This is a genomic window from Archangium sp. Cb G35 (assembly GCF_001896145.1).
GTDB lineage: Bacteria > Myxococcota > Myxococcia > Myxococcales > Myxococcaceae > Archangium > Archangium violaceum.
This window is the reverse complement of record NZ_MPOI01000018.1, coordinates 17,078-42,982: the sequence shown is the minus strand read 5'-3', so window position 1 is coordinate 42,982 and position 25,905 is coordinate 17,078. Positions and strand designations below refer to the sequence as shown.

Annotated in this window: 14 protein-coding genes; 10 read left to right on the top strand and 4 right to left on the bottom strand. The window is 69.6% G+C overall.

Annotated features, from left to right (window positions below; genetic code table 11):
• The first annotated feature begins 127 nt into the window (after positions 1-127).
• Genes BO221_RS43730 through BO221_RS43710 form a run of 5 tightly spaced genes read left to right on the top strand, consistent with a single transcriptional unit; the run spans position 128 to position 8,437 of the window.
• On the top strand, positions 128-910 hold the full coding sequence (locus BO221_RS43730; protein WP_073566869.1) for a Tfp pilus assembly protein FimT/FimU: 783 nt from the start codon (positions 128-130) through the stop codon (positions 908-910).
• 5 nt (positions 911-915) lie between these two features.
• Positions 916-1,482, top strand: coding sequence for a hypothetical protein (locus BO221_RS43725; protein ID WP_073566868.1), 567 nt, complete (start codon positions 916-918; stop codon positions 1,480-1,482).
• Positions 1,482-2,648 carry a prepilin-type N-terminal cleavage/methylation domain-containing protein gene (locus tag BO221_RS43720; protein WP_073566867.1) on the top strand — a complete coding sequence of 389 codons (1,167 nt, stop codon included), beginning with the start codon at positions 1,482-1,484 and terminating at the stop codon, positions 2,646-2,648. The genes BO221_RS43725 and BO221_RS43720 overlap by 1 nt, the downstream gene beginning before the upstream one ends.
• An 11-nt stretch (positions 2,649-2,659) precedes the next feature.
• Positions 2,660-3,172, top strand: coding sequence for a hypothetical protein (locus BO221_RS43715; RefSeq protein WP_043401591.1), 513 nt, complete (start codon positions 2,660-2,662; stop codon positions 3,170-3,172).
• A 9-nt stretch (positions 3,173-3,181) separates the two neighbouring features.
• Positions 3,182-8,437 (top strand): hypothetical protein, encoded by a 5,256-nt coding sequence (locus tag BO221_RS43710; RefSeq protein WP_073566866.1) that lies wholly within the window; start codon positions 3,182-3,184, stop codon positions 8,435-8,437.
• A 111-nt stretch (positions 8,438-8,548) separates the two neighbouring features.
• On the opposite strand, the gene BO221_RS43705 is transcribed toward BO221_RS43710, so the two are convergent.
• Positions 8,549-11,152 (bottom strand): pitrilysin family protein, encoded by a 2,604-nt coding sequence (locus BO221_RS43705; RefSeq protein ID WP_073566865.1) that lies wholly within the window; start codon positions 11,150-11,152, stop codon positions 8,549-8,551.
• A gap of 192 nt (positions 11,153-11,344) precedes the next feature.
• On the opposite strand from BO221_RS43705, the gene BO221_RS43700 reads away from it, so the two are divergent.
• Together BO221_RS43700 and hemW are read left to right on the top strand one after the other, a co-directional pair.
• The gene (locus BO221_RS43700; RefSeq protein ID WP_073566864.1) at positions 11,345-13,108 is read left to right on the top strand and encodes a hypothetical protein; all 1,764 of its coding nucleotides are present in this window, start codon (positions 11,345-11,347) and stop codon (positions 13,106-13,108) included.
• A gap of 6 nt (positions 13,109-13,114) precedes the next feature.
• Entirely contained in the window at positions 13,115-14,338 is a 1,224-nt protein-coding gene (gene hemW / locus BO221_RS43695; RefSeq protein ID WP_073566863.1) for a radical SAM family heme chaperone HemW, read from the top strand.
• Here the strand turns inward: hemW and BO221_RS43690 are convergent.
• Complete coding sequence (locus BO221_RS43690) at positions 14,319-14,957, bottom strand: hypothetical protein (protein ID WP_073566862.1); 639 nt, start codon at positions 14,955-14,957, stop codon at positions 14,319-14,321. The two genes, hemW and BO221_RS43690, sit on opposite strands and share 20 nt — an antisense overlap.
• A gap of 27 nt (positions 14,958-14,984) precedes the next feature.
• On the opposite strand from BO221_RS43690, the gene BO221_RS43685 reads away from it, so the two are divergent.
• Positions 14,985-15,317 (top strand): cupin domain-containing protein, encoded by a 333-nt coding sequence (locus tag BO221_RS43685; RefSeq protein WP_073566861.1) that lies wholly within the window; start codon positions 14,985-14,987, stop codon positions 15,315-15,317.
• On the opposite strand, the gene BO221_RS43680 is transcribed toward BO221_RS43685, so the two are convergent.
• Both BO221_RS43680 and BO221_RS53165 read right to left on the bottom strand, forming a co-directional pair.
• Positions 15,307-16,323 carry a metallophosphoesterase gene (locus BO221_RS43680; protein WP_233166527.1) on the bottom strand — a complete coding sequence of 339 codons (1,017 nt, stop codon included), beginning with the start codon at positions 16,321-16,323 and terminating at the stop codon, positions 15,307-15,309. The two genes, BO221_RS43685 and BO221_RS43680, sit on opposite strands and share 11 nt — an antisense overlap.
• 103 nt (positions 16,324-16,426) lie before the next feature.
• Entirely contained in the window at positions 16,427-23,233 is a 6,807-nt protein-coding gene (locus BO221_RS53165; RefSeq protein WP_083682387.1) for an Ig-like domain-containing protein, read from the bottom strand.
• A 292-nt stretch (positions 23,234-23,525) separates the two neighbouring features.
• On the opposite strand from BO221_RS53165, the gene BO221_RS43665 reads away from it, so the two are divergent.
• Positions 23,526-24,305, top strand: a complete 780-nt coding sequence (locus BO221_RS43665; protein ID WP_073567036.1) for a lipopolysaccharide assembly protein LapB — start codon at positions 23,526-23,528, stop codon at positions 24,303-24,305.
• 21 nt (positions 24,306-24,326) lie between these two features.
• The gene (locus BO221_RS43660) at positions 24,327-25,904 is read left to right on the top strand and encodes a DUF4388 domain-containing protein (protein WP_073566860.1); all 1,578 of its coding nucleotides are present in this window, start codon (positions 24,327-24,329) and stop codon (positions 25,902-25,904) included.
• Position 25,905 lies beyond the last annotated feature (1 nt).

The following is a 25,905-nucleotide window of genomic DNA, read 5'->3' as shown; positions in this document are numbered from 1 at the left end:
ACGGAATTTGCGGTAAGCTGCTCCACCAAGGACCATGTAGTAGCCCTCGAAGCCCAGCCTTTTTCGTGCGCCCGGTGTTCTGGATGGTGTGGGGCTCGGCTCGGGGGCGCCGGACGATGGACACCCTATGAAGCGAACCCGCCGCAATACCGGTTTCTCCCTCATCGAGATGGCGACAGTCACGGGCATCGTCGCCGTACTCGCCGCGCTCGCGTACGCCGCGTTGGAGGTGTTGCCGCAGCGCACGCGTCTGACAGGTGGCGCGCTCGAGTTCGCCGCGGTCATCTCCAGTGCCCGCTCGCACGCGTATGGCCGCAACCAGCGTGTGGCGGTGTTGCTCAACGCGGACGGACCCACGATGGGCAATCCCATCCGCTACTGGGTGGTGGTGGATCCCTGGTCCAACCTGGTCGCCGCGATGAGGTCCAATCCCGACTGGAGGGAGCTGAGGGAGCTGGCGCCCGGTGCTCCCGCGCCCTCCGGTTCCGAGTTCCCGCTGTTCGACTCGGGCCACTTCAACCCCTCGGTGCGCGTACTGACGGGCGGCTTCATCGAGGCCGTGGGCCGTGTGGCGCACAAGGGCTGCACCTCGTTGCTGGCCAGCCGCATTGGCCTCGCCAAGGGCCAGCCCGCGGCGAGCACCGACATCTTCCCGCCGCCCTTCTGCTTCGTCCCCAGCGAGAAGCCCTGCACCTTCTGCTCCGGGGATGGCTCCACCAGGCAGATTCGGGGTGTCATCTTCTTCGAGCCGGATGGCTCGGTGATGTTCGCCGATGCCGAGGGCAATCCGTCCACGGATGGCGCGGCCTCCATTTCTTTCCTCCCGGTGGGTGGCGGCGGCCTGCAGAGCGCGCAGGCCATCGTCATCACCAACACCGGTCTCGTGCGGACCTTCTCGGCCGCGAGGTGATTGCCATGCTGCGACGTGCTTCCTTCCGCCCACGCCACGGCTTCACGACGATCGAGTCCCTCATCGCCGCAGTGGTGTTCCTGGTGGGGCTCGCGGGTCTGCTCGGTGCGCTCGTGCAGGCGCGTGGTGCCACCGGCCAGGCCCGCAGGCTCATGCAGGCCACCGATGTCGCCAACGACCTGGCCGAGCAGATCCAACTGTGGAACTTCGATGATCCCCGGCTGGCCGCCAACGCCGCCCTGTGCGCGAACGATCCGTTGGACAAGGATCACAAGCTGCTCAAGCCGGGCACGGGTGATTACAACGCCTACGTCGCGTGCATGCACGGCGAGCTGATGTTGCGCCTGGGAGGCGCCGCGTTCGGCGGTCTGCAGCGGCCCGGCTTCAAGGACGAGGACAAGGTGGAGGGCCGCAACGAGACCGTCTATCAGCGCTTCTACATCGTCCGCACGGAGCCCGTGCGCGAAGGGGTGCAGCGCATGCAGGTCTGGGTCAAGGTGCTCTACATGGATGCGGGGGAGCCGCGCGTCGTGACGACCCAGACGATGCGCATCCAGATGGGAGGAGTGTGATGCGGCGCCAGCGTGGATTTACCCTCATCGAGCTCATGGTGGGCTCGGCCGTGACGTTCCTCACGGTGCTCGCGGTCTCCGCGGCCTTCCTCGGCTACACCCAGTCCTTCTACACGCAGGCGGGCATCCGGGGCGGGCAGGCCTCGTTGCGCCAGACGCACATGATGGTGGTGCGCAACCTGCGCATGGCCGGCTATGGCATCGAGCCTCCGCTCGCCTTCGACTTCCCGGACGACTGGTCGCGTGACTCGCTCGGCGCCGTCAACCGCTCGGACCGGCTCGTCTTCCGGATGCGCAACCCGGCCTTCAACGCCTTCGCCTCCACCCTGTCGGCCTCGTCCATCTCCCTGTCCAGGGGTCTGCCCGAGACCCTTCGCAAGGGGCAGATCATCCAGGTGGTGTGCCCGGGCGCGCTCTCCTGGAGCTACGCGCAGCTGAGCGCGGATGCCGCCAAGGGCACCACGGAGCTGGCGCTGGAGGCGGCCAACAGCAGGTTCCCCCGGCTCAACGAGTTCACCGCGAGCTGCTTCGGTTCCGGCGCTGGCGGCATGAGCGTGTCCGTCTTCAAGATCGACGTCTACGACTACTCCATCCAGCTCATCGACGAGGATGGCAGGCCCGACACCCCGGCGCGGCCCTACCTGTTCCGCCGTCACGGGCTGGCCGAGATGGATCCGAACTCGTTCGGCGAGCCGGTGGCCGAGGACATCGAGGCGCTGCGCGTCTCCTTCCTGCGCGGCAACGGCACCTACTTCATCCCCACGAAGTACGACGACTCGGCCCACCCGGCGCCCGATTACGAGACGCCCCTGAACGACGACAAGCGCAACAACGACAACCCGGCCAACATCCGCGCCGTGGTGGTGGGCCTGGTGGCCCGCAGCAGCACCCGCGACTCGGCCGCCAATCCCCAGACGATGAACCAGATTCCCTCCTTCGGCAGCAGGCTGGTCGTCTCGGGCAGCACGCTCGTCCCCGTTGCCGAGAATCCCATCCCCAAGCCCACGGACTACGGCTTCCGCCGCATCGTCTCCGAGATGTCGGTGCACGTGCGTAACATGCGCTCCTCGGAGATGCCCGTGCCCGTCTATACGCTGGACGCTACGACTCCGGACGCCTGCAAGGGCGCCCTTCCCAAGGATGACTTCAATTGCGCTGGAGGCTAGGAGGACTTGCCATGAAGAAACGCCTCGGCAGACGCGGTTCCGTATTGTTGCTGGTGGTGGTGTTGCTGGCGGTCATCAGCCTGCTGGCCGCGGCCGCCGTTTCCTTCTCCCACAGTGAGCTGGGTGCGGCTCGCAACGAGCGCTCCGGCGATGAGCTGCTCGCGTGCGCCGACGCGGGCCGTCAGTACATGCTCTCGCGCTTCAGCCTCCTGGATGGCGCGCCCGTGGAGCTCTCCCCCGTCAACGTGGACCTCAACGCGGCGGGTGCCACCGACTGCCCTCCCGGCGCCGTCCCCGAGGACTCCCGATGTGCGCGTAGCGGCCACATCGGCCAGACGGTGTCAGTGGCGGGCATCACGGCCGTCGAGGGAAGGGCCGGTGGTGACCGGAAGTCGGTAAGAGATCTGTCCAATACTGTCGGAAAAACCACCTTGGGTGGCGTTCCGCATAAGATTACGGTCCACTGTGTGGACGAAAACGGTCGTGGGACCGAAGTGGAATTCGTGGTGCGGTTCGGTCTCTAGGAGCCTTTCATGATGCGCATCGACTTCGACACCATGCGACGTGCCCTGCGGAAGCCATCGGTCCGCGGGGTGGGCATGGCCGCGGGCGTGGTGGTTGCGGGGGCCGTGGGACTGTTGGCCCGGGAGAGCCGTTCGGGTGAGGTGGACATTCCACCGAAGGCCGCGTGCTGCACGAGCGCGCTGGCCATCGGTGACGCGATGATCAACCCCTCGCAGGGCGGCGACAAGGACTTCTTCGAGGTGCCTTCCAGCCCTCCGAGCGCCATGTTCCTGCTGGGCAACAACGAGTCCATGCAGGACTACCCCCAGGACCTGCCCGAGGCCTTCACGCCGGGCTGGTACGCGGCCAACGCGGTGCCCAAGACTCCGGTGACTCCCAAGGGAGATCAAGGGAGCGAGGGCGCGGCCGGTCTCGCCATTGACACGGGCTGCGAGGATCCGGCGCTCGTCGCCGCGATGAGCTGGTTCGACAAGAACAGCCTCGACGCGGAGAAGAACGGCTCCATCGTCTACGACTCCGACGGCGCCCTGTCGTCGCCGTTCTTCGACCCGAACCGCTTCTACTTCTCGCGCGGCCGGCGCCTCGGCTGGAACGTGCGGGAAGGGCCGTACACCATCAACGGTAACGACTTCGAGGGCCCTCTCAACAGCCAGGGTGACATCCTGTCGGCCTGCTACGCGAGCGTGGGCTGGAACACGACGGACTACCCCTATGGCTCCATTGACTCGCCCCTCATGACCGAGTGCCGGGCGTGTCTGGCGAGCAAGGGCTGGTGGCGTGGTCCGGTCGTGACCGCCAATACCCAGGCGATCAATCCGGGCGGAGCCGGCCCCCTCAAGGAGCCGGACGAGCCGGCGCTGCGTCCCGAGGCGTTCCGCAAGTGGGTCCTCAGCGGCCGCGTGCTCAACGTGCGTCCGCCCAAGTTCGTGGTGGCGCGCAAGGTGCTCAAGGACGTCATCCGGATCGCCCCCAACGTGCGCATGGGCGTGGCCACCTTCGGTGATGACCACGGTTGGTTCGACCCCGCGCTCATCCTCGAGCCGCTGCGCCCGAGCTGCGATGACTCCTTCCCGGAGATCAAGGACTCGGTCTCGTCGACGGGCCTCAACCGGCCCCGGCTCACGGCGGCCGTCAACGAGGTGAACTTCCGCAACAACGAGCGCTCCATCGGTGAGGCGCTGTTCGCGCTCGGTGGCTACTTCTCCTCGCAGAAGTCGGACAACAAGTGGGAGAGCTGGTTCAAGCAGCCTCTCAGCCCTGGCGACTTCGGCTGGCCGGGTTGCTGCAACGGCGGTACCTACGATGACCCCTACACCGGTAAGGAGGGTATCTACTGGGGTGTGCACGAGAAGGAGTGGGTCAAGCCGCCCTTCGTGGACGCCACCGGCAAGTACCTGCCGGGCCAGCCCTGGGAGGATCAGCTCAGTGGCCGCCGCTCCGTGTGCTTCGGCTGCCAGGTCAGCTCCGTCATCGTGCTGACGGACGGCGCGCCCAAGTACGACAACTCGGTGCCCATCACGAAGATGATGCAGCTGCTCGTCGAGAAGGGCGTCAAGCACGGCGCCCGCACGGGCCTGCTGGAGGGCACGCCGGTGAAGTTCGAGCCGATCGACCCCGAGCTCAACCCGGACGTGGGCGGCATCAACTACTGCGACCAGTTCGTGAAGGTGGACAACACGGACCCCACCCCGGACGTGTACTTCACCAAGGCGGACTGCGACTACACCGACTACAACTGGCCGGTGGGCCATGGCGTGGGCAACAAGAACTTCATGGATGACGTGTCGTTCTTCCTGGCCAACATGGACCTGCGCGATGACATGGCCGGCGTGCAGTCGGTGCGCACGTACACCATCGGTTATGGCGACAACAGCGCCATGCTCCAGAGCATCGCGCGGGCCGGCAAGGGCAACTTCTACCAGGCCAACGATGCCGTGCAGCTGCGCACCGCCATCCTGGACGCCCTCGGCGACATCCGTCAGCTGTCCACCTCGTTCGCCGCCGCCAACATCTCCGGCGTGCAGGCCTCCGGTGCGCAGTCCTCCGTGTTCGTGCCGCGCTTCATCCCGCGCCGCAACCGGCCGTACGAGGGTCACCTCTACCGCTTCTTCTACTTCAGCGAGTTCGCCCAGGGTTGCGACGCCGCCCGCGCCAAGACCACGGCCGGGGACGATTTCGACCTGAACAAGGACAAGGACTGCGACGACACCTTCTTCGTGGACAGCGAGGGCATCTCCTACCTGTCGCCCGGTGTTCCGGATCCGAAGAGCTTCAGCGTCACCAACATCGTCCAGGAGAACATCGAGGGCGAGTGGGTGAAGCAGGCCACGGCCACCCCCGTGGGAGATGGCAAGGTCGAGGGGGGCGTGAAGGCCAAGCCCTTCTGGAACCTGGGTGAGACGATCGGCAAGCGCTCGGCCGTCGAGAAGTGCGATCCCACCTGGCGGCCCGGCGGAACGCCGAAGCCGGATCACACGGTGGGCCGCTGCATCTTCACGATGATCGACCGGGACAACAACGGGAAGTTCGACGTGGCGGACAACCCGCCCATCGAGTTCCACCCGGACCACATCACGGATCTGCAGAAGTACGTGATGGCGGGCGGCGACACCTTCTGCAGCACGCTCTACGCCAAGGCGGGCCTGGGGCCGTGGGATGGCACTCCCGCGCAGCAGAAGACGTGTGCCGAGACGCTCATCCGCTTCGTGCGCGGCGTGGACGTGTTCGACTACGACGGTGACTCCAACAAGAACGAGGAGCGGCCGTGCGCGGACAACAAGCCGGGCGAGAAGGCGTCCTGCAAGCTCGCGGACATCTTCCACTCCACGCCGGTGACGGTGGAGGCGCCGGGTGAGCCGTTCCTCTGCTCGCTGGGCCTCAATGGCCAGTGCGTGTCCACGCTCTACGAGGACTTCTCTCCCTCGGTGTCCTCCGAGCCGCGGTGCGCGGTGAGTGGCGGCGCCAAGCCCTGCTACCAGCCCACTCCCATGGTGGCGAGCACCAAGGGCGCGCGCAATGCGGCCTACGGCGACTACCAGAAGAGCATGTACAACCGTGCCCGCGTCGCGCTGGTGGGCTCCAACGGCGGCATGCTCCACGCCATCCACGTGGGTGACTCGGTGGCGGCCGAGGGCGACGTGGCCTCGGGCAAGATGGGCTTCGGCACCACGTACACCGTGGGCACGGGCGAGGAGATCTGGGCCTTCATCCCGCCGGATCTGCTGCCCAAGCTGAGCCTGATGGTGGGCGCCAAGCACGAGTACTACGTGGATGGCACGCCCATGGTGCGAGACATCTGGGCGGACGGTGGACTCAACACGACCGCGGAGGATGCGTCCGCCAAGGACGGCTTCAAGCAGGCCAACGAGTTCCGTACCATCGCCGTCATCACCGAGCGTGGCGGCGGCCAGCGTTACGTGGCGCTGGACATGACGGACCCGTACCAGATGCTCAAGAGCCTGGAGGACCCGGCCGCGAACAAGCCGTTCCGCTGGATGTTCCCCAACGCGTGTGAGCCGCAGTCGGCCAGCATGGGCCAGTCCTGGTCCAACTTCGCTCCCAAGCCGCCTCCCATCGGACCGGTGCGCCTCGCGGCCACCGCTGGCGAGGATGGCAAGCGTGGGTGGGAGGAGCGCTGGGTGGCCGTGCTCAACGGTGGCTACAGCTCGGACCTGTCGCGCGGCCGCGGCGTCTACATGGTGGACGCGTGGACGGGCAAGATGTTGTGGTCCGCGGAGGCCCAGCCGGGCACCAAGGCGTCCACGCCCTACAACGACGTGCTCAACCAGATGATGCCCGTGGCGGCCTCCGCGGCGCTGGTGGACATCGGCAAGGCGGAGACCGTGGAGCGGGACCTGGACGGCTTCTTCGACACCATGGTCATTGGCGACATGGGCGGCCAGGTGTGGACGTTCCGCTTCAAGAACCCGGGCACGGTGGACGGCTCGGGCGTGGTGACCAACTGGTTCGGCGCGCGCTCGCTGGAAATGCAGCGTGAGGACGGGTCTACCATCGGGCCGCGGAACGCCTATGAGAAGGCGCCCTTCTTCAACGTGGCCTCCAACGTCCTGCAGCCGGAGACGGGCTGGCTGCGCAGCTTCATGGGCACTGGTGACCGGCAGCACATGCGCACCACGGCGGGCTCGGACTGCGGTCCGGACGATCTGCTGGCGTGCATCCGGCTCAAGTGCAACGTGTCGGCCACGCTGATCTCCGAGGTCAACGGCCAGAAGCGCATCTCCACGCTCGAGTACGAGCTGGGTGTGCTCAAGGAGAACAAGGAGAACTGGGTCAGTGGCCTGGGTGATGCGTGCTCCAGCTCGCGCATGGAGCTGACGGATCTCTCCATCAGCTGCCCCGCCGCGGCGCTCGGCGCCACCACGTACCCGACGCCCTGGGTGGCGGATGCCAAGAAGACGTTCAAGACGGAGTCGTTCGCCAAGGTGTCCGGCTCGAAGTGGACGGGAGATCACCTCAACCTCAACACGAGCGAGCACCCGGACCTGAAGCTGAGCGACGAGGAGAAGGTGGCCGTGGGCAACAACCGCTTCTTCGGCTTCCACGCGTACGGTGGCTGGCAGCGCAAGTTCACCGACGAGGCCGGAGCGGTCACGTTCGACAAGATGCGTGTGTCGGACAGGACCAGCGGCTACACCTGCCCCTCGGGCGTCAAGTGCTCGCTGGTGGACGTGACCATTCCGGACACGGCCTACGAGTACATGGCGCCGGACGACACGGGCTTCAGGCAGCGCTACGTCCCGACGGCCAGGATGCTGGGCCTCAAGCGCGCCACCTCCGAGGACGCGGGTTGGTTCGTCCGCTACAACAACTCGATGCTGGAGCGCACGGCGGCGGGCTCGACGGTGCTCGCGGGCGTCGTCTTCTGGCCCTCGTTCTCTCCGGCCGCGGGCAAGAGTGGCTCGGCCTGCTCGCTGTCCGGTGCGGGTGACATGTCCTACTCGTGGCAGGCGGACGCCATCACCGGTCTGCCGGACATGGCCGAGGGCTTCCGCACGGGCCTGGGCTACATCGACAGCAAGGGCCGCCCGACGACCGCTCCTCCGAGCGAGGGCGTGCCCATCGTCTCGCTGTCGAAGACGGGCGGCATCCGCTTCGAAGTGGCGGTGACGAGCCCGGGTGACGCGCCCAAGACGGAAAGGCTGCGTGACAAGGCCAACGTCACCCCGGACATCTACTGGATGGAGGTGCCGCGCAACCTGCACGCGTGCCGCCACGAGAACGCCGAGGCCTGCGCCCAGCCGTAGGCCCTCCGGTGAGCCGGGCCTCCTCGAGGCCCGGTGACTTCCGGTGACTTCATCCCCTCTCCCCAGCACGTGGGAGAGGGGATTTTGTTTTGCGGGGAAGCGCGGCCCGGCTCAGGGCCCGACGTGGGACAGCACGCCGCGCTCGAAGTCGATGAGCTGGCGGGCCACCGCGCGCACGTCCTCGGCCGTCACCGCCGCCACGCGCTCGGCGTAGTGCAGGAAGTTCTCCTGGCCCAGGCCGTAGCAGGCATCCAGCGCGAGCAGCGCGGCGCGTGCGCCGTTGCGCTGCAGGCCAATCTCATGGGTACCGATGAGGTGCTGCTTCGCGCGGGCGAGCTCGGCCTCGGGGATGGGCTCGTCGCGTACGCGGGCCAGCTCCTCGCGGATGCCGGCGAGCGCGGCCTCCACCTTCTCGGGGCTGGTGCCCATGTAGACGGCGAAGTAGCCCGGATCCACGCCCTCGATGGAGAAGCTGCTCACGCTGTAGGCCATGGAGCGCTTGTCGCGCAGCTCCACGAAGAGGCGTCCGCCCTGGCCACTGAGCAGCGTGGAGAGCACCTCCAGCGCGTGCCGCCGCGGGTCGTTCACCCGCACCCCCTGGAAGCCCAGCACCAGGTGGGACTGCGCGCGCGCCAGCTGCTTCTTGGCCGAGCGCGAGGACTCGGGCGGAGGCTCGGGCCGCACCTCGGGCGGAGGCGCCGCGCGGCCACGGGAGGCACCGAAGGCCTCGTGCGCCAGGGCGAGCACCTCGTCCGTCCTCACGTCTCCCACCACCGTCAGGGTGAGCTGCGACGGGTCCATGTACGCCGCGTGGTAGGCGCGCAGCGCGTCCGGCCCCAGCTTCTCCACCGAGGACTGCTCGCCCAGCGAGGACAGCCGGTAGGGGTGCGTGTGGAAGAGGGTGCGGCCGAAGAGATCGAACGCCACGCCACTGGGCTTGTCCTCGCGCGTGAGGATGTCCTGCAACAGCAGGGCGCGCTCGCGGGCCACCTCGGCCTCGGGGAAGCTGGGGTTCAGGAGGCAGTCGGCGAAGAGCCGGAAGGCGGCCTGGAAGTGGCGCGAGAGGAACTCGCCGCGCAGGCCCACCGAGTTGCGTCCGCCCTGGCCCGAGAGCGAGCCGGCGAAGCTGTCGATGAGGTGGGAGATCTCCTCGGCGTCGTGCGAGGGCGTGCCCCGGGTGAGGCTGCGGCCCAGCAGCGTGGTGAGGCCGTTGTTCTCCTGCGTCTCGTAGCGCAGCCCGCCGGGGAAGGCGGCGCGCATGGCGAAGAGGGGCACGGCCCGCTCCTCGCGCACGATGACGCGCGCCCCGGACGGCAGCCGCTCCTCCACTATCCTTCCGGGCGAGGCGGGCACGGTGCGGCCCACCTGCAGCGCGGGCCCTCCGGGTGCGGCCTTCGGGGCGCGGCGCTCGGCCGGCGCGGCGGGCGTCTCGCGAGACACCCGGTCGAGAATCTCCTCGGCCTGCTCCGCGCCGAAGGGCGTGCCCGGGGGCAGCAACCCGGTGACGACGGCCCGGTCGAAGCGCAGGTAGCGCTCGGCCACCTCGCGGATGCGCTCGGGGGTGAGCTTCGCGATGGCCTCGTAGTAGCGCGCCTCCGCCTCCAGGTCCCCCATGGAGGACTGGTAGTGGCCCATCTTGCGCGCCAGTCCCTGCACCGTCTCGCGCTGGTAGACGGCCTCGGCCTCGATGAGGGCCTTCACCGTGGCCAGCTCGTCCGCGGGCACCAGGCCCGTGCGCAGCGCGCTCAGCACCCTCACCGTTTCCTCGAGCGCCTGCGGCAGCTTCTCCGGCGGCAGCGTGAGGCTGGCGGAGAAGAGGCCCGGATCCCTCGGGGTATAGGCGTACGCGTGGATGTCGTTGACGAGGCTGCGCTTGCGCTTGACCTCCAGCACCAGCCGCGAGGCATCACCCTGGCCGGCGATCATCGCCAGCGCATCCAGCGCGGGCACGTCCGGGTGGTCCGCCTGGGGGATGGGGAAGGCGAGGTTGAAGTAGACCTCCTTCACCTCGTCCGGCCGCAGCAGCACGCGGCGGCGGGCCACCTCGGGCTCGCGTGCGCGCGCCACGCCGCCCTCGTAGGGCCGGCCCCAGTCACCGCCGAAGAGCTCCTCCACCCACTGGCGCAGCTCCGCCTCGGTGAAGTCCCCCGCGGCCGACAGCACCAGGTTCTTCGGCGTGTAGTGCCGCCGGTAGAACTCGAGCACCTTGTCCCGGGAGAAACCGCGCACGCTCTCCGCCGTGCCGATGACGGGGAAGCGGTAGGGGTGCTCCTGGTAGGCGGTGGAGAAGAGATCCCTCGAGGCGCGCCGGGCCGGGGTGTCCTGACTGCGCTTGATCTCCTCGCACACCACCTCGATTTCCCGGGCCAGCTCGTCCGTGTCGAAGGCGGAGGAGCGGATGGCGTCACCAAGGATGTCCAGGCCCATTCGGGCGAACTGGCTGGCGATGACGATGTGGTAGACCGTCTGGTCGAAGGACGTCCAGGCGTTGATCTCCCCGCCATGGGCCTCCACGTCGCGGGCGACCTCACCGGGGCCGCGGCGGGCCGTGCCCTTGAAGAGCATGTGCTCGTGCAGGTGCGCCAGGCCGGCCTGGTCGGGACGCTCGTCGGCGCTGCCGGCCTTCACCCACACCTGGAAGGCGGCCACCCGGGCGGCGTGCTGCTCCTCGAAGACGACGGTGAGTCCGTTGGAAAGTGTGTAGCGCTGAGCCATGGAACGTTTGAACCTGACACCGGCAGTGTGGGGAGGCAAGGCAAGCCGGAGACCCTTCCGACCAGTCCCTAACGCCTGGGCGTGTGGGCCGCGACCCTGTTGTGAGCCTGGAGACCAGACGGGAGGGCGGGTCGCTCGAGACGTGTGGAGCACTGTGGAGAAGAGGAGGTCCGGGGGTTAACCTCGGCACGCATGGGGTCGTCGTCAGAGGAGCTGGATCCGCTCGCGGATCTGCGGGAGAGCCTGGGAGAGGAAGCGGCGTCCGTGGCGCCCGCGTCGTCGGTATCCGTGCGTCCCGCGGCCCCGCCGCCGTTGCCTCCCCGGAAGGGAGCGCCCGCCGCACCGGCCGCCTTCCGGCCCGCCATGTCGCTGCCCTCGGTGCAGTCCTCGGCCCGGCCCCCGGAGCCGCCGCCCATTCCCGCCCGTCCGGTGGGAGCGGCGGACCCCTTCGCCGAGCCCCCCGAGCCGCGCCTTGCCCTCGGGGGTTCCCCGGAGGACAAGGTCGAGTACTTCCGCTCGGTGCTGAAGCAGAAGACGGAGACGCTGACCCGTGCGCGGACGTTGTTCGCCGAGCGCGAGTCGGAGCTGCAGTCGCTGCGGGTGTCCGAGGCCTCGCTGCGGACGCAGGTGGCGGAGGCACGTGAGCAGCTCGCCGCGCTGAAGGACGCGCCCGCGAAGTTGGAGCAGGCCTCCGCGGCGGTGTCGCGCGAGGCGGCGCGCACGGCGGTGGCCGAGGCGCGGGTGGCGCAGCTGGAGGGCGAGCTGCAGACGGTGGAGGAGGAGCGCAGGGACCTCTCCCGGGCACTGGCCGAGGTGGAGGCGGAGTTGCCGCGCCTCACCGGGGAACTGAAGCACGAGCGGGACTCGAGGGCGTCGCTGGCAGAGGAGCTCGTCGGAGCGAAGGAAGCCCTGTCGCTGGCGCAGGACCGGGTAGGGGAGCTGGCGGCGGAGCGCGCCGAGATGCAGGGGGCGCTGGAGGCGGTGCGCGAGCAGTACCAGGCCAACCTGGCCGAGCTGGAGAACATCCACGAGCAGTTGCAGGCGGTCCTGCGGGAGCAGGAGCTCGTCGTGGCGGAGAAGGTGGGGCTCAAGGCGCGGGTGGCGCAGTTGGAGGCGTCGCTCGCGGAGTCCGAGTGGTCGAACAGCTCGCTGGACGAGGCGCAGGCGCGCACCCGGGAGCTGGAATCCGAGCGTGACACAGCGCGGACGGAGCTGGCGGAGCTGTCGCCCCGGCTGGAGGCGGCGGAGGCGGAGCTGACGTCGCTGCGCGAGTCGCTGGCGCTGAGCGAGACGGAGGCGGTGCAGCTGCGCGACCGGATGGAGGCGGACGCGGCGGCGCTGTCGGAGGCGGCGGAGCAGGCCGAGACGCAGGTGGCGGCGCTGCGGGCCGAGCTGGGGACGGTGGAGGAGGACCGCAAGGACATGGCGCGCGCGCTCGCCGACGTGGAGGCGGAGCTGGGACGCGTCCAGGCGCGGGCCCAACAGGACTCCGAGCGCGCGGCGGCGGCCGATGCGCGGAACGCGGAGCTGGAGGGCGAGCTGAAGGCGCTGGAGGCGGACCGCCAGGACATGGCGCGCGCGTTGGCGGACGTGGAGTCGGAGTTGGAGCGCGTGCGGATGCAGGTGGAGGAGCAGCAGGATGTGCGCGCGGCGGAGGCGGAGCTCGACGTGGAGGAGCTGGACGCCGGCAGCCAGGCCCGCGAGGCCGAGGAGCAGGCGGAGCGGCTGCGGCAGCGGGTGAAGATGCTGGAGGGCGCGCTGGAGGCCTCTCGCGCCAAGGGAGGAGGCCCGGCCGAGGACGAGGTGATCGCCGAGCGTGACCAGCTCAAGGAAGACGTGGCGGCGATGAAGCGCAAGCTGATGGCGGCGGAGTCGGCGCTGGAGTCGGCGGCCAGCTACAAGATGAAGGTGGCGAAGCTGGAAGCGCAGCTCGCTCAACTCCGGGGGGCGAAGTAGCGCGGAATGGACTTCGCGGGCCCCATCGACCCCCTCACGGGGACGGCAGCGGCACGATTCGGGCTGTACGTGCACTTCCCGTACTGTCTCTCCAAGTGCCCCTACTGCGACTTCGCCGTGGCCGTGGTGCGCCAGGTGCCCGAGGAGCGCTATGCGCGCGCGGTGCTGGCGGAACTGGACGCACGGCTGGCGGCGGAGCCCTCGCTGCGCGAGCGCACGCTGGAGTCCATCTTCCTCGGTGGCGGCACGCCGTCCCTCTGGCACCCGCGTTGGGTAGCGCTCGTGCTGGAGGGCGTGGCGGCTCGGCTGAAGGTGGCGCCGGGGGCGGAGATCTCCCTGGAGGCCAACCCGAGTGTCGCGGACGCCGAGCGCTTCGCGGGCTACCGGGCGGCGGGCGTCAACCGCGTCTCGCTGGGCGTGCAGTCCTTCGAGGACTCGCTGCTGAAGGCGCTGGGGCGCGAGCACACCGGTCCGGAGGCGGTGGCGGCGTACGAGACGGCTCGGCGCGCGGGCTTCGACGTGGTGTCCATGGACTTCATCTACGGGGTGCACGGGCAGACGCGGGCACAGGCGGAGTCGGATGCGCGCCGGGCGGCGGCACTCGGGCCCGAGCACCTGTCCACCTACGCGCTGACGGTGGACCGCGAGTCGCTGGCGGTGGCCACGCCCCTGTCCCGGCAGCTCGACAAGGGCGAGGTGGTGCTGCCTCCGGACGAGGAGGTGGTGGAGATGACGAAGGCCATCCGCGACGCCTACGGCGAGCACGGGTTGCTGCGGTATGAAATCTCCAACCACGCCCGGCCCGGGTACGGCTCGCGGCACAACGCGCTCTACTGGACGGGGGGCGAGTACCTCGCGCTGGGCGTGGGCGCCACGGGCATGCTGCTCACGTCCGCGCCCGGCGAGCGGCCCTCGGGCTACCGCTACGTGGACCTGCGCGGCTCGGACGCGTACATGCGGGCCGCGGAGGAGGGGACGCTTCCGGAGTCCAGCCGCGAGGAGCTGAGCCCCCTGGAGCTCTTCGAGGAGCGCCTGGCCATGGGGCTGCGGCTGCGCTCCGGAGTGGACTGGGAGGCGGTGTGCACGCGCTACGGGCAGGATCCGGAGCCGCGCCGCAAGGAGATCGCCCGGCTGGTGCAGCATGGCCTGGCGAGGCTCGACGGCCCGAGGCTCGTGCTCACCGAGGCGGGCGCGGACGTGCACAGCGCCATCAGCGCGCGGCTTCTGTAGGGCTCGGGGCCTTCATCGGCCGGTGTTGCCGGCACCGGGTGGGACGGGGGCCGTCCTTCATCCGGGTGACCACGAGCCCCGCGTACACGTTCGCGTGTTCGGTCAGGTACGCCGCGAGGTCCACCTCGACGACCCGGCCCGCGAAGTGGTCACCGACGATCCACCTGCCCCCGCCACTGTAGACACCGGTGTGCCACACCCAGACGGGCCGCTCCTTCAGCAGGCCGATGCGCGGCTCGGCCGGGTTCTCGTCGAACCCCACCAGTTGCAGCACGTCACCGGGCTGGAGCCGCGAGACGTCCAGTTCCGAGGTGGCGATGGGCGCCATCCCCTCCACCGGCTGCCCCAGCTCGCCCGATGGCACGGATTGGGTCGGGAACACCGAGTAGGACTTCCAGCCGCACCGGCTCACGCGCTCGGCCGCGTAGAAGAGCACTCCCTGGCAGTCGATGCCTTCTCCCGGCCGGCGCATCCGGCCACCGAACTGGTAGGAGACCCCGAGCACCTCGCGCGCCGCCGCGACGAACTTCTCGTTCTTGTCCCTGGGCGTCTGGGCGAAGGCGTCGCCGCCCAGGAAGCTCCACAGCAGGGCCGTCCCAACCGTTCCGTACCAACGCATGGTGCCTCCCGCGCTACCCTCACCGGGATGGCCAATCTATTCGAGCTCCCCCATCCCCTGCCGGAGCAGGAGACCTTCGAGCCACTCCTTCCGGACAATGGGCTCCTCATCGAGCGCATCATCTCCACGGGACAGGCTTCTCCTCCGGGCCACTGGTACGACCAGGAGCGGGACGAGTGGGTGGTGCTCCTTCAGGGACGGGCGAAGCTCGTCTGGGAGGATGGGCGCTCCCGCGAGCTCGGTCCGGGCGACCATCTCTTCCTCCCCGCGCACGAGCGGCACCGCGTGGAGTGGACCTCGCGCGAGCCGCCCTGCATCTGGCTCGCGGTGCACGGCGACCTGCGAGGCGTCAGGGGCTGACCTTGCCCGCCTTGCCTGCCTTGCCCGCCACCAGCTCCACGCGGCCGTCGACATAGAGGGCGGTCACCTTGCCGCCTCGAAGCTCCAGCGCCGAGAGGTGGCGGCCGTAGCCGGTGCTCAGCCCGGTGTCGATGAACACCGCCTTCCCGTCGAGCCGCGTCCGGATCTTCCCATCGCGGTCCGTGGTGTGCCCCATCACCATGCGCTTCGCGCCAAAGCGTTTCAGCACCGCCTCGAGCGCGGGAGCCGCTTCTTCCTCCTGCCCCAGTGCGTAGCCGCGGAACCACAACGGCCCCTGCGAGTCCTTGGCTCCTCCCGGAGGGTTGCCGGGGAACAGGTCCTGCCGCACCCAACGGTTGAGCTCGGGCAGTGTCTTCGCCGGTACCTCCGGGGACACGCCGCCGTGCACGAAGAGCGTGTCGTTGATGCGCACCACCGCGGCATGCGTGCGCAGCCACCGGCCATAGCGCCCCTGGAGCCCGTACGCCACGCGATGCCCGTTGAGCCCTCGTGGCGAGCCGGAGGCATCTGGCTCGGGGCTCTGGTCCGCGAATGACGCCATCTCGCCCGGGGCCACGTAGCGCAGGTCCCCGAGCATGTTCATCGCCTCGTGGTTGCCCAGCAGCGCGTGCACCCGGCCTCCCGCCGCGCGCGCCTCGCCCTCCAGCCGCATCAACAGCTCGAAGGCCTCCCGCGTGTGCTCCCCCCGGTCGGGGATGTCCCCCGTCTGCACCAGGTGGGCCTTGCCGCCGCTCCACCGGCCCTTCTCGTCGATGAGCTTCGCCAGCCGCAGCACTTCCTTCAGGGCTTCCACGTCCCCGTGCACGTCCCCCACCGCCACCACTCGCTCCACTCCGGTGAAGGTATCGGGCACGGCATCCTCCAGGCGGGGCGGGGCCGGTGCGGCCGCGGGGGGCGCCGCCGCCAGCAACAGGGGGACGAGCAGGGGCAGGACGAGCGGGCGAAGGGTGGGGGGCACGGTGCGCTCCTCGGGGAAGACCCTCACCCTAACCCTCTCCCAGAGGGAGAGGGGACTCGAAACGGAAACGGCGCGAGCAGGACGTTCGCCTGCTCGCGCCGCGTGTGTCCGGCCGGGGCCGGGTGCTCCGTTACTTCGGCTGCTCGGCTTCCTCGCCGGCGACCTTCAGGATGTTGAACTCGACGCGGCGGTTGTTCTCACGGCCCGCCGCCGTCTTGTTCGTGTCCACCGGCTTCGTCTGGCCGTAGCCCACCGACTCGAGGCGCTCCGCCGCCACACCCTCCTTGATGAGGAAGGCGCGCACGTTGGCCGCGCGGCGCTCCGACAGGTTCTGGTTCTTGGCCGGCTTGCCCTGGTTGTCCGTGTGGCCCTCCACGCGCAGCAGCTCGATCTGCGGGTTGGCGCGCAGGATGGCCGCCACCTGATTCAGCAGGTCGAACGACTTGGGCAGGATGACGTCCTTGTTGGTGGCGAAGTACACCTTGTCCAGGATGACGATGCGCTTGGCCTCCAGGCGCACCTTGGACTTGCCCTCGTCGGGGCAGCCATCCTCGTCCTTCACCCCGTTGATGACCTCGGGCTGCAGGGGGCACTGGTCCTCCCAGTCCGGCACGCCGTCCTTGTCGTTGTCCGGATCCGGGCAGCCGTCCTCGTCCTGGAAGCCGTCCTTGTCCTCGGGCTGGGCCGGGCACTTGTCCTGGTCGTCCATCAGGCCGTCCTTGTCCGAGTCCACCGGCTCCTTGTCCGGGCAGCCGTCCTCGTCCTGGAAGCCGTTCACGGTCTCGGGCTCGTTGGGGCACTTGTCGTTCGTGTCCGGGATGCCGTCCTGGTCGTTGTCCGGGTCCGCGCAACCGTCGTCGTCCTGGAAGCCGTCCATGTCCTCGGGGCCCTGGGCGCACTGATCCTTGTCGTCCGTGACGCCATCCGCGTCCGTATCGGCGGGCGCGGGAGGAGTGGCCGGCTGGGCCGGAGCGCGCTCACCGGGTTGCGTCCAGTCCACCCCGGCGAAGAGGCGGAATCCCGGGGTGCCGTAGCCGCGGGTGAGGCCCGGGCCACCGCCCACGTGGGCCGCCAGTCCGGGGGTGATGCGGTACTGCACCGCCGCGAGGAGTTCCAGCGGACGCCCCTCCATGTCCTGGTCGTTCAACCCGAAGGCACCCGCCAGGTTGGCGCGCACCGCGAGCTTCTCGGTCAGGGGCACCTGGGCACCCACCGCGAACATCAGCTCGGTGCCCGTGCGCAGATTGCGCACCTGCTGCTCGGGCTGGAGGTTGGCGCCGAGGTTGGCCACCAGCCGCAGCCCGTTGCCGTTGCCCCACTCGCCCACCAGTTGCGGACGCGCGCTCACGCCCGCGCCGCCGCGGAAGCCATTGCCGCCCGCGCTGGGCAGCAGCACGGGCACGACCACGCCCAGGTCGAACCCACCGGCGTTGAGCAGGTGGGCCTTGGGCACCAGCCGCAGGTCACCCAGGCCCGCGCCGCTCACGCCGTTCTGGAAGGCCGGCGTGACGGAGGCACCGCTCTCCGAGGACTGGTACGTGATGGGCAGTGCCACGCCCAGCTCGAACCGGTCCCACAGCGAGATGGAGCCCATCAGATCCGCCGTCACCTGGTTGGCGACGATGGAGTAGATGAAGTCGTCCTGACGCGGATCCAGGAAGCCCAGCGGGTTGCTCGCGTAGTTGACCGAGGCCGCCAGGTGCCAGCCCAGGTGTCCGTCCACCCTGGCGCCATGGACGCCGAGGATGTCGGTGGCGCCCGGGCCGGGCTTGTAGCGCTGCACGTCGATGGACTGGGACAGCGGGGACGGCGTGGGACCCTGGGCGTCCGCCGCCGGAGCGGCCAGCACGCCCACGAGGCCCAGCAGTCCACCGGCCAGCGCCGTGCCACGGCGCGAGGTGCGCCGCAGGGCGGGCATGACGAGCAGCACCAGCGCCGCCAGCCACACCAGCGGAGAGCCACTGCCCGAGGTGCTGCAGCCACGGCCGGCGATGATGAAGTCGTCCGTGTCGTCCAGCGGGTTGGTGTTGAACTTCACCTCGTCGCCGTCGGACAGGCCACCGTCGTCGGTGTCCATGTCGCTCGCATCGGTCTCGCCCGAGTCCAGGCGGCCATTGGCGTTCTTGTCCTCCTCGCCGTCCTTCAGGCCGTCGTCATCGCTGTCGGCCTTCTTCGGGTTGGTGGTGGTGCTCGGGTCCTCGTCCGGCACGAAGTTGGGCGAGTCGAGGTTGGTGCCCGCGGGAGCGTTGGCCCGCGTCACACCGAGCTCGGTGCCGTCATTGATGCCGTCGTTGTCGCTGTCCGGATCGAGCGCGTCGATGAGGCCGTCACCATCCGTGTCGGTGATGCCGTCCTGGCCATCGGGCACGCCGTCGTCATCGCTGTCCGAGTCGTTCGGGTCGAGGCCAAGCTCTACCTCGCGGACGTCGGGGATGCCGTCGCCGTCCGTGTCGCGGCTCGCGTCGTCATCCTCGGGGTCGAGCGGGTCGGTCTCGCCCGGATCCACGACGCCGTTGTGGTTCTTGTCCTCGGCGCCGTCGAGCACGCCGCCACCATCGGTGTCGGGGTTCCTCGGGTCGGTCTCGCCCGGGTCCACGACGCCGTTGTGGTTCTTGTCCTCGATGCCATCCGGCAGGCCGTCGTTGTCCGAGTCCGTCTTCGTCGGATCCGTCTCGCCCGCGTCCACGACGCCGTCGTGGTCGGCGTCCTCGGTGCCATCGGGGATGCCGTCGCCGTCCGTGTCGGCCGTGCGCGGATCGGTCTCGCCCGGGTCCACGACGCCGTCGTGGTCCTTGTCCTCGACGCCATCGGGGATGCCGTCGCCGTCCGTATCGGCCTTGGTCGGGTCGGTGCCGGTGGCGGTCTCGACGCTGTCGGGGATGCCGTCGCCGTCGGTGTCCGTGGGGGGAACATCGTCCGAGGGGTCGAGCGGGTTGCGCTCGCCCGAGTCGACGCGGCCGTTGTGGTTCGCGTCCTCGACGCCGTCGGACACGCTGCCATTGTCGGTGTCCGTGTCGAGCGGGTCCGTCCGGGTGGACGGGTTCGCATCCGGGATGAAGACTGCCAGATCGGTGCCCAGGCCCTCGGGAGAGGAGAGGCCCTTCTCGGTGCCGTCCTGGAGGCCGTCGCCGTCCGTGTCGAGCTTCTTCGGATCGGTCTCGGTGGCGTCCACGGCGCCGTCGCGGTCGGCGTCCTCGGTGCCGTCCAGCAGGCCGTCGTCATCCGAGTCATCGTCGAGCGGGTTCGTGGTGCTGGCCGGGTGCGTATCCGGCTGGAAGATGGACGCGTTGGTGCCGCTACCCTGGGGCGCTGTCAGGCCCTTCTCGGTGCCGTCCTGGACGCCGTCGTTGTCGGTGTCCCTGTTGCGCGGGTTGGTCTCACCCGGATCCACCACACCGTCGTGGTCGGCGTCCTCGTTGCCGTCCAGGATGCCGTCGTCGTCGGAGTCGTCATCGTTCGGATCCGTGCCGGTGGCCGTCTCGACGCTGTCGGGGATGCCGTCGCCGTCGGTGTCGGTGGGGCGCACGTCATCCGCGGGGTCGAGCGGATTGCGCTCGCCCGGGTCGACGCGGCCGTTGTGGTTCGCGTCCTCGACGCCGTCGGACACGCTGCCGCTGTCGGTGTCCACCTTCAGCGGATCCGTCTTGGTGGCGGGGTCCTCATCCCTCTGGAAGACGGTCGTGTCGGTGCCGGTGCCCTCGGGGGCGGTCAGGCCCAGCTCGGTGCCGTCCTGGAGGCCGTCACCATCGGTGTCCTTGTTGCGCGGGTTGGTCTCACCCGGGTCCACCACACCGTCGCGGTCGGCGTCCTCGTTGCCGTCCAGGATGCCGTCGTCGTCGGAGTCGTCATCGGTGGGGCTGGTGCCGGTGGCGGTCTCGACGCTGTCGGGGATGCCGTCGCCGTCGGTGTCGGTGACGCTCCGGTCATCCGCGGGGTCGAGCGGATTGCGCTCGCCCGGGTCGACGCGGCCGTTGCGGTTCGAGTCCTCGATGCCATCGGCCACGCTGCCGTTGTCGGTGTCGGAGTCGAGCGGGTCCGTCGTGGTGGTGGAGTCCTCATCCCGCTGGAAGATGGACGTGTTGGTGCCCGTGCCCTGGGGCGCGGTCAGGCCCAGCTCGGTGCCGTCCTGGAGGCCGTCACCGTCGGTGTCCCGGTTGCGCGGGTCGGTCTCGCCCGGGTCCAGGTAGCCGTCCTGGTTGGCGTCCTCGTTGCCGTCCAGGATGCCGTCGTCGTCGGAGTCGTCATCGTTCGGATCCGTGCCGGTGGCCGTCTCGATGCTGTCGGCGATGCCGTCCTTGTCGGTGTCGACGCCGATGAACCAGCGGTGGGTGGCCGGCGTGGGGTCCACGACGCCGCTATAGGTCCTGGAGCGCACGGCGAAGGTGTGCCAGCCGTCGGTCAGATCCGCGTAGGCCTTCGGGCTGGTGCACGTCACGAAGGTCCGGCCATCGAGGCTGCAGTCGTAGCTGCCGACGTCGCCCCGGCCCAGGGCGTCGAAGGTGAAGGAGATGGTGGTGCTGCGGGTCTCGAGCTCCGGCGGGGTGATGGTGATGATGCGCGTATCCGGCGGGTTCGCGCTGATGGTGAAGGGAACGCTCGTCGCGGAGCTGGTGTTGCCCGCCGCGTCCTTCGCCGTGGCGCTGACGGTGTGCGGGCCGTCCGTGAGCGGATCCGGCGCCGGGAACGACCAGGTGCCCGTGCTGTCCGCCACCACCCGGCCGATCACCTTGCCATCCACGCTCACGATGACCGTGGCATTGGGCTCGGCGGTACCGGTGAACAGGGGCCGCTGGATGGTGAGCACGGCGCCCGAGGTGGGCGCGGTGATGACGGGCGGGTTGGGCGCCACCGTGTCCACCGTGAAGTTGGTGCTCGCCGGCTGGCTCGGGGTGCCCGTGCTGTCCGTGGCGGTCGCGCTGACGGTGTGGGGGCCCTCGCCCAGCGGCGTGGTGCCCGTGCAGGACCAGTTACCCGCGGCGTCCGTGGTCGCGGTGCACAGCACCGTGCCACCCGTGTTCCTCACGGTGACCGTGGTGCCCGGCAGGGCCGTGCCGGTGTACGTGGGCGTGTTGTCGTTGGTGATGGAGCCCTTGGCCGGCGCGGTGATGACGGGCGTCGGGACGATGGCCACCTCGATGCGCGTGGGGCCGCTGCCGGCCGGGCTGCGCGAGGGCGTTGTCACCGGGTCGATACCCAGCAGGCCACCCGCGGTGATGAAGGCCTGGTTCTCCACGGAGCCCACGGTGGTGGTCTTGACCTGCATCCGGAAGGCGATGCTGGTGCTCTCGCCCTCGTCTCCCAGGGCCACGATGCCCCGGATGGTGCCGCCCGCGGTGGGCGTGGCACCCGTGCCCAGGTACACGGTGATGGAGTGGGTGGCGGAGTCGTAGAAGGCGGTGTCATCGCCCTTGGCATCGGTGCGAGGGCCGGGCGTGGCGGTGTCACTCGCCGCCACCGTGAGGATCTGGATGGACTCCGGCACGTAGTCGAGCAGCGCGGGCAGCTTGTCCGTGAGGACCGTGTCGCGCGAGTGGTCATCGCCCACGTTGCGGGTGGTGATGGTGTACTCGAGGATGTCGCCCGGGCGGACCGTGCCGTCGGAGCGGGTGATGTTGCGCACGGACTTGAGGGTGTTGGTGAAGTCCGGGGCCTGGGTGGTGATGGAGGTGATGAAGCCGCCCAGCCAGAACTTGTCGCCGCTGGTGTTGACCCTCACCGTGGCGGACTTGGCGCCCGCGGCCACCGTGACGTCCACCACGTCCAGGTCCATGCCGGACAAGCTGCCGGGCGTGCCGGTGAGCTGGGGACGGTCATACCGGTGGCTGATGGGCAGGGTGTCGAGCACTCCGTCGGAGCCGGTGGGAACGCCGGTCAGCGGCGTGTCGGTGCGCACGCCGGTCCTGTTGGTGGTCCACGAGCGCGTGCTGTTGAAGAAGTTGTTGGCCGGGTTGAGGTCGTTGCTGAGCAGCGTGCCGTTGAACTCGAACGTGTCGTTGATGTCCGGCGCCGGATCATCACCCTCGAAGGCGATGACGCCCAGCTTGGCGTCCTGGGCATACGTTGGCACGTGGAAGCCCGCCAGCGAGATGGTGGTACCGGGCGTGCCCGCCACCACGCGCATGCTGTCGAAGAGCTTCAGGTGCCGCTTGGTGATGGAGCCCGGCTCCTCGTAGAAGACCACCATCCACCAGGCGTCGAAGAGGTACTCGCCCGTCGTGGTGTCGAAGGGGATGGCCTGCACATCGCTGACCTGGTAGACGCCCGAGCCGTATGCCTTCACCAGCTCCGTGATGTCCGCCGTGGACTGGTACTGGTACTCGGAGCCCGAGTCCTGCTGGAAGGCGTAGTCGTCGGCGGTGAGGAACCTCTCGAAGCCGGCCACGCCCGAGCGGGACACCGTTGCGGTGAGGTCCGGCGCGGTGATCCCGTCACCGGCGGACGAGTTGAAGCGGGTGGCAGCCCAGTAGATGCGCGCGTGCGCCACCCGGGCCCCGGGGGGCAGGGTGAGCACCGCCTGGCTACGGGCGTGCAGTGGATTGGCCGCGGCCGGCGAGCCGGTGGGCGGCAGGTAGGGCCGGGTGGAGGCGCCGGTGTTCTCGAGCGTCCAGTCGTCCAGGGTCCAGAAGAAGTCCGGGGAGGTGTCGCGCCCGGAGCAGCTGCGCTCGCCGTAGACGAAGTCGTTCGGCGGTGCCCTTCCGGTGAGCGGCCGCGGCGTGGTGCTGCGGCAGTCCTGGCCGAGCGTGTTGCCGATGAGCGCGAAGTTGCCGTACAGGTCGGCTGTGTAACGCAGCTTGGGAGCCGCGTTGTTGGTGGGTGCCTGGGCCCGGGCGCTGCCGGCCGTCAGCAGCACCGCGAGGGCGAGCAGCAGTGCCGGCGCGCCCTTCAGCGGCGCGAGGCTCCGGCTCTCGGTGGGGAGTGGCGGTACGTGATTTCTCATAGGTGCCACGGGGGAATCGGGGGTGGAGGATGACCGGGACGCCCCCTGTGCAAACTCGACGCCAGCGGTCAGTCGGGTGTTCAGCTTAGGTCACTTTGATTCCCGGCCGCGAGTTTCGGGCCCCCGCTTGCCTGGCCCTCCTCGGGAGTCCGTTGCGACTACAAGCATGTGGCGGAGGAGGGCCTGCTTCCCGAGAGGGCGGGGGAGCGTGGCGGAACGCCCCTGTGGCGAAACGCCACGCCACACCCATGGGGCGGCGTGCGCCCACCTGATATGAGCGGCGCCCATGAGCATGATGAGCTGGCTGCTGTGGATGGTCCTCTCCTCGCTGACGGGCAGCCCGGTGCTGTCCGGCCTGGCGGTGCTGGCCCTGGTGATCCTGGTGGATCGCTACACGGTGGGAATCCTCCCCAGCCCGCTGAGGGCCATTGGCCGGTGGCAGCGAGCCTCGAAGCTCCAGCGGCTGTTGCAGTCCAACCCCCATGACCGGCGGGCGCGCTACGAGCTGGCGGACCTGTGGGTGCGGCGGGGGAAGTACGCGGCGGCGGCGGAAGTGCTCAAGCCGAACCTGGAGGCGGGCGACGACGATGTGGGGACGCTGTTCCTGCTGGGGGTGGCGTACCTGGGGGCGGGTGACGCGGCGCGGGGTGAGCTGCTGCTGGACGAGGCGGCGAAGCAGGAGCCGGGCTACCAGATGGGGGCGGTGGACCTGGAGCGCGGGCGCTTCCGGCTGGCGCGCGGGGACACGAAGGGCGCCATCGAGGCCCTGAACCGCCTGCGCGAGGCGCGGCAGGGGACGGTGGAGGGGCGGGTGCTGCTGGCCCAGGCCCTGGACAAGAGCGGCCGGGACGCGGACGCGGCGCTGATGCGCGAGGAGGCCTGGAAGGAGTACGTGGCCGCCCCCGGCTTCCAGCGCCGCCGGGAGCGCCTGTGGGCCTGGCGGGCGCGTCCCAGCCGGCCCCTGGCCTACGGGGTGGCCCTGGTGATGGTGCTCGCCGTCGGCCTCTCCGTGTTGAGCCGGGTGACGGCCCCTGAGCCCTCTCCGGACGGCTACGGCTTCTACGACGAGTAATCCTGCTAAGCTGCGACTTCCATGTTTCCGACCCCCGCCCAGGTCCTGAGGCAGCGCGAGGGGGCGCTCGCCGAGACTCCATTCCCCCTGCTGCTGCACGCGCTGGCCATCGAGGAGCGCACGTGCACGCTGGAGCTGAAGGTGCGCCAGCGCGAGAAGCGCATCACCTTCGAGGACGGCGCGCCGGTGGCGTGCTCCAGCAACCTGCTGCACGAGACGCTGGGCAAGTTCCTGGTGGAGAAGGGGAAGCTGTCCGAGGTGGACTACCAGAAGGCGCTGGCGGAGAGCGTCCAGACGGAGGTGCCCATCGGGGGGCTGCTGGTGCAGAAGGGGCTCATCAGCCCGTTCGACCTGTACAAGCAGATGCAGGCGAACATGGCGCTGAAGCTGCTGGACTGCTTCCGGTGGACGGACGCGCGCTTCCGGCTCATCGCGGACATCGAGCCGCCAGACACCAGCGTGCGGATGAACACGTCGCAGCTCATCCTCACGGGCATCTCCACGATGATGCCCTTCGACGAGGTGGCCACGCACTTCACCTTCACGGATGACCGGCACTTCGCGCAGGTGCCGGGCGTGGAGGGGCCGAGGCTGTCCTCGAAGGACGCGCGGCTGTTCCAGGCGCTGCGCTTCCGGCCCACCTTCACGGAGCTGCAGCAGCGCTCGGGGCTGGACACGGATGCCACGCTGCGCCGGCTCTACGCCTTCTGCCTGCTGGGGCTGGCGGACTTCGCGGAGGAGGTGGACAAGCGTCCGCCGCCGGCGCCCTCGGCGGTGGCCGCGGCGCCCATGCCCATGCCGGGTCCGGCGCTGACGCCGATGCCGGGCTCGCTCGAGACGGTGGACCCCGCGGCCCTGGCCCAGGCGGCCACGGGGCTGCCGTTCTCGGACGAGGACGAGGCGGTGAAGAACGCGCTGCTGAGCGCCTTCATGTCGCACCGCAGCCAGGATCCGTTCGACTTGCTGGGGGTGCCGGAAGACGTGCAGCCGGTGGCGCTGCGCAAGGCGTTCCTGGCGCTGACGGACAAGTTCTCGCCGCTGCGGTTCCAGACGGCGGACCTGAAGGAGAAGGCGGAGGGGCTGCTGGTGGGGTACGCGAGGGCGTACGGGGCGCTGTCGGAGGTGGAGCAGGCGGCGCTGTGGCGCAAGCGGAGGGCGGCGGCGCGGGAGAAGAAGGTGGGGACGGGGCGGCCGTCCACGGCGGAGCAGTTCCGCATCCGGACGGACCTGCTGGACGCGAGCACGCAGTACGATGAGGCGCGCAAGCGGCTGAAGGCGGAGAACTACGCGGGCGCCTTCGAGTACTTCGAGTACGCGTGCGACATCGACCCGAAGCCGGTGTACCGGGCGTACCGGGCGTGGGCGCGCTACCTGATGAAGCCGGAGTCGCACGGGAAGCTGGCGCTCCAGGAGCTGCTGGACGTGGTGAAGCAGGAGCCCGGGTGCGAGGAGGCGTGGTTCTTCACGGGCGAGGTGTCGCGCGGCGAGGGGCAGTGGGCGCAGGCGGAGGATGCGTACCGCAAGGCCTTCAAGCTCAACCCGAAGAACCGGCAGTACGTGGACCTCATCCAGGACACGATGAAGCGCGTGAAGCGCTGAG

What these genes read in the sequence shown, in the direction of transcription:
- BO221_RS43685 (WP_073566861.1), top strand. Translation starts at nt 14,985, where the DNA reads ATGGCCAATCTATTCGAGCTCCCCCATCCCCTGCCGGAGCAGGAGACC.
- BO221_RS43705 (WP_073566865.1), bottom strand. Translation starts at nt 11,152, where the DNA reads ATGGCTCAGCGCTACACACTTTCCAACGGACTCACCGTCGTCTTCGAG.
- BO221_RS53165 (WP_083682387.1), bottom strand. Translation starts at nt 23,233, where the DNA reads ATGAGAAATCACGTACCGCCACTCCCCACCGAGAGCCGGAGCCTCGCG.
- BO221_RS43715 (WP_043401591.1), top strand. Translation starts at nt 2,660, where the DNA reads ATGAAGAAACGCCTCGGCAGACGCGGTTCCGTATTGTTGCTGGTGGTG.
- BO221_RS43665 (WP_073567036.1), top strand. Translation starts at nt 23,526, where the DNA reads ATGATGAGCTGGCTGCTGTGGATGGTCCTCTCCTCGCTGACGGGCAGC.
- BO221_RS43710 (WP_073566866.1), top strand. Translation starts at nt 3,182, where the DNA reads ATGATGCGCATCGACTTCGACACCATGCGACGTGCCCTGCGGAAGCCA.
- BO221_RS43725 (WP_073566868.1), top strand. Translation starts at nt 916, where the DNA reads ATGCTGCGACGTGCTTCCTTCCGCCCACGCCACGGCTTCACGACGATC.
- BO221_RS43730 (WP_073566869.1), top strand. Translation starts at nt 128, where the DNA reads ATGAAGCGAACCCGCCGCAATACCGGTTTCTCCCTCATCGAGATGGCG.
- BO221_RS43700 (WP_073566864.1), top strand. Translation starts at nt 11,345, where the DNA reads ATGGGGTCGTCGTCAGAGGAGCTGGATCCGCTCGCGGATCTGCGGGAG.
- BO221_RS43690 (WP_073566862.1), bottom strand. Translation starts at nt 14,957, where the DNA reads ATGCGTTGGTACGGAACGGTTGGGACGGCCCTGCTGTGGAGCTTCCTG.
- BO221_RS43720 (WP_073566867.1), top strand. Translation starts at nt 1,482, where the DNA reads ATGCGGCGCCAGCGTGGATTTACCCTCATCGAGCTCATGGTGGGCTCG.
- BO221_RS43660 (WP_073566860.1), top strand. Translation starts at nt 24,327, where the DNA reads ATGTTTCCGACCCCCGCCCAGGTCCTGAGGCAGCGCGAGGGGGCGCTC.
- hemW (WP_073566863.1), top strand. Translation starts at nt 13,115, where the DNA reads ATGGACTTCGCGGGCCCCATCGACCCCCTCACGGGGACGGCAGCGGCA.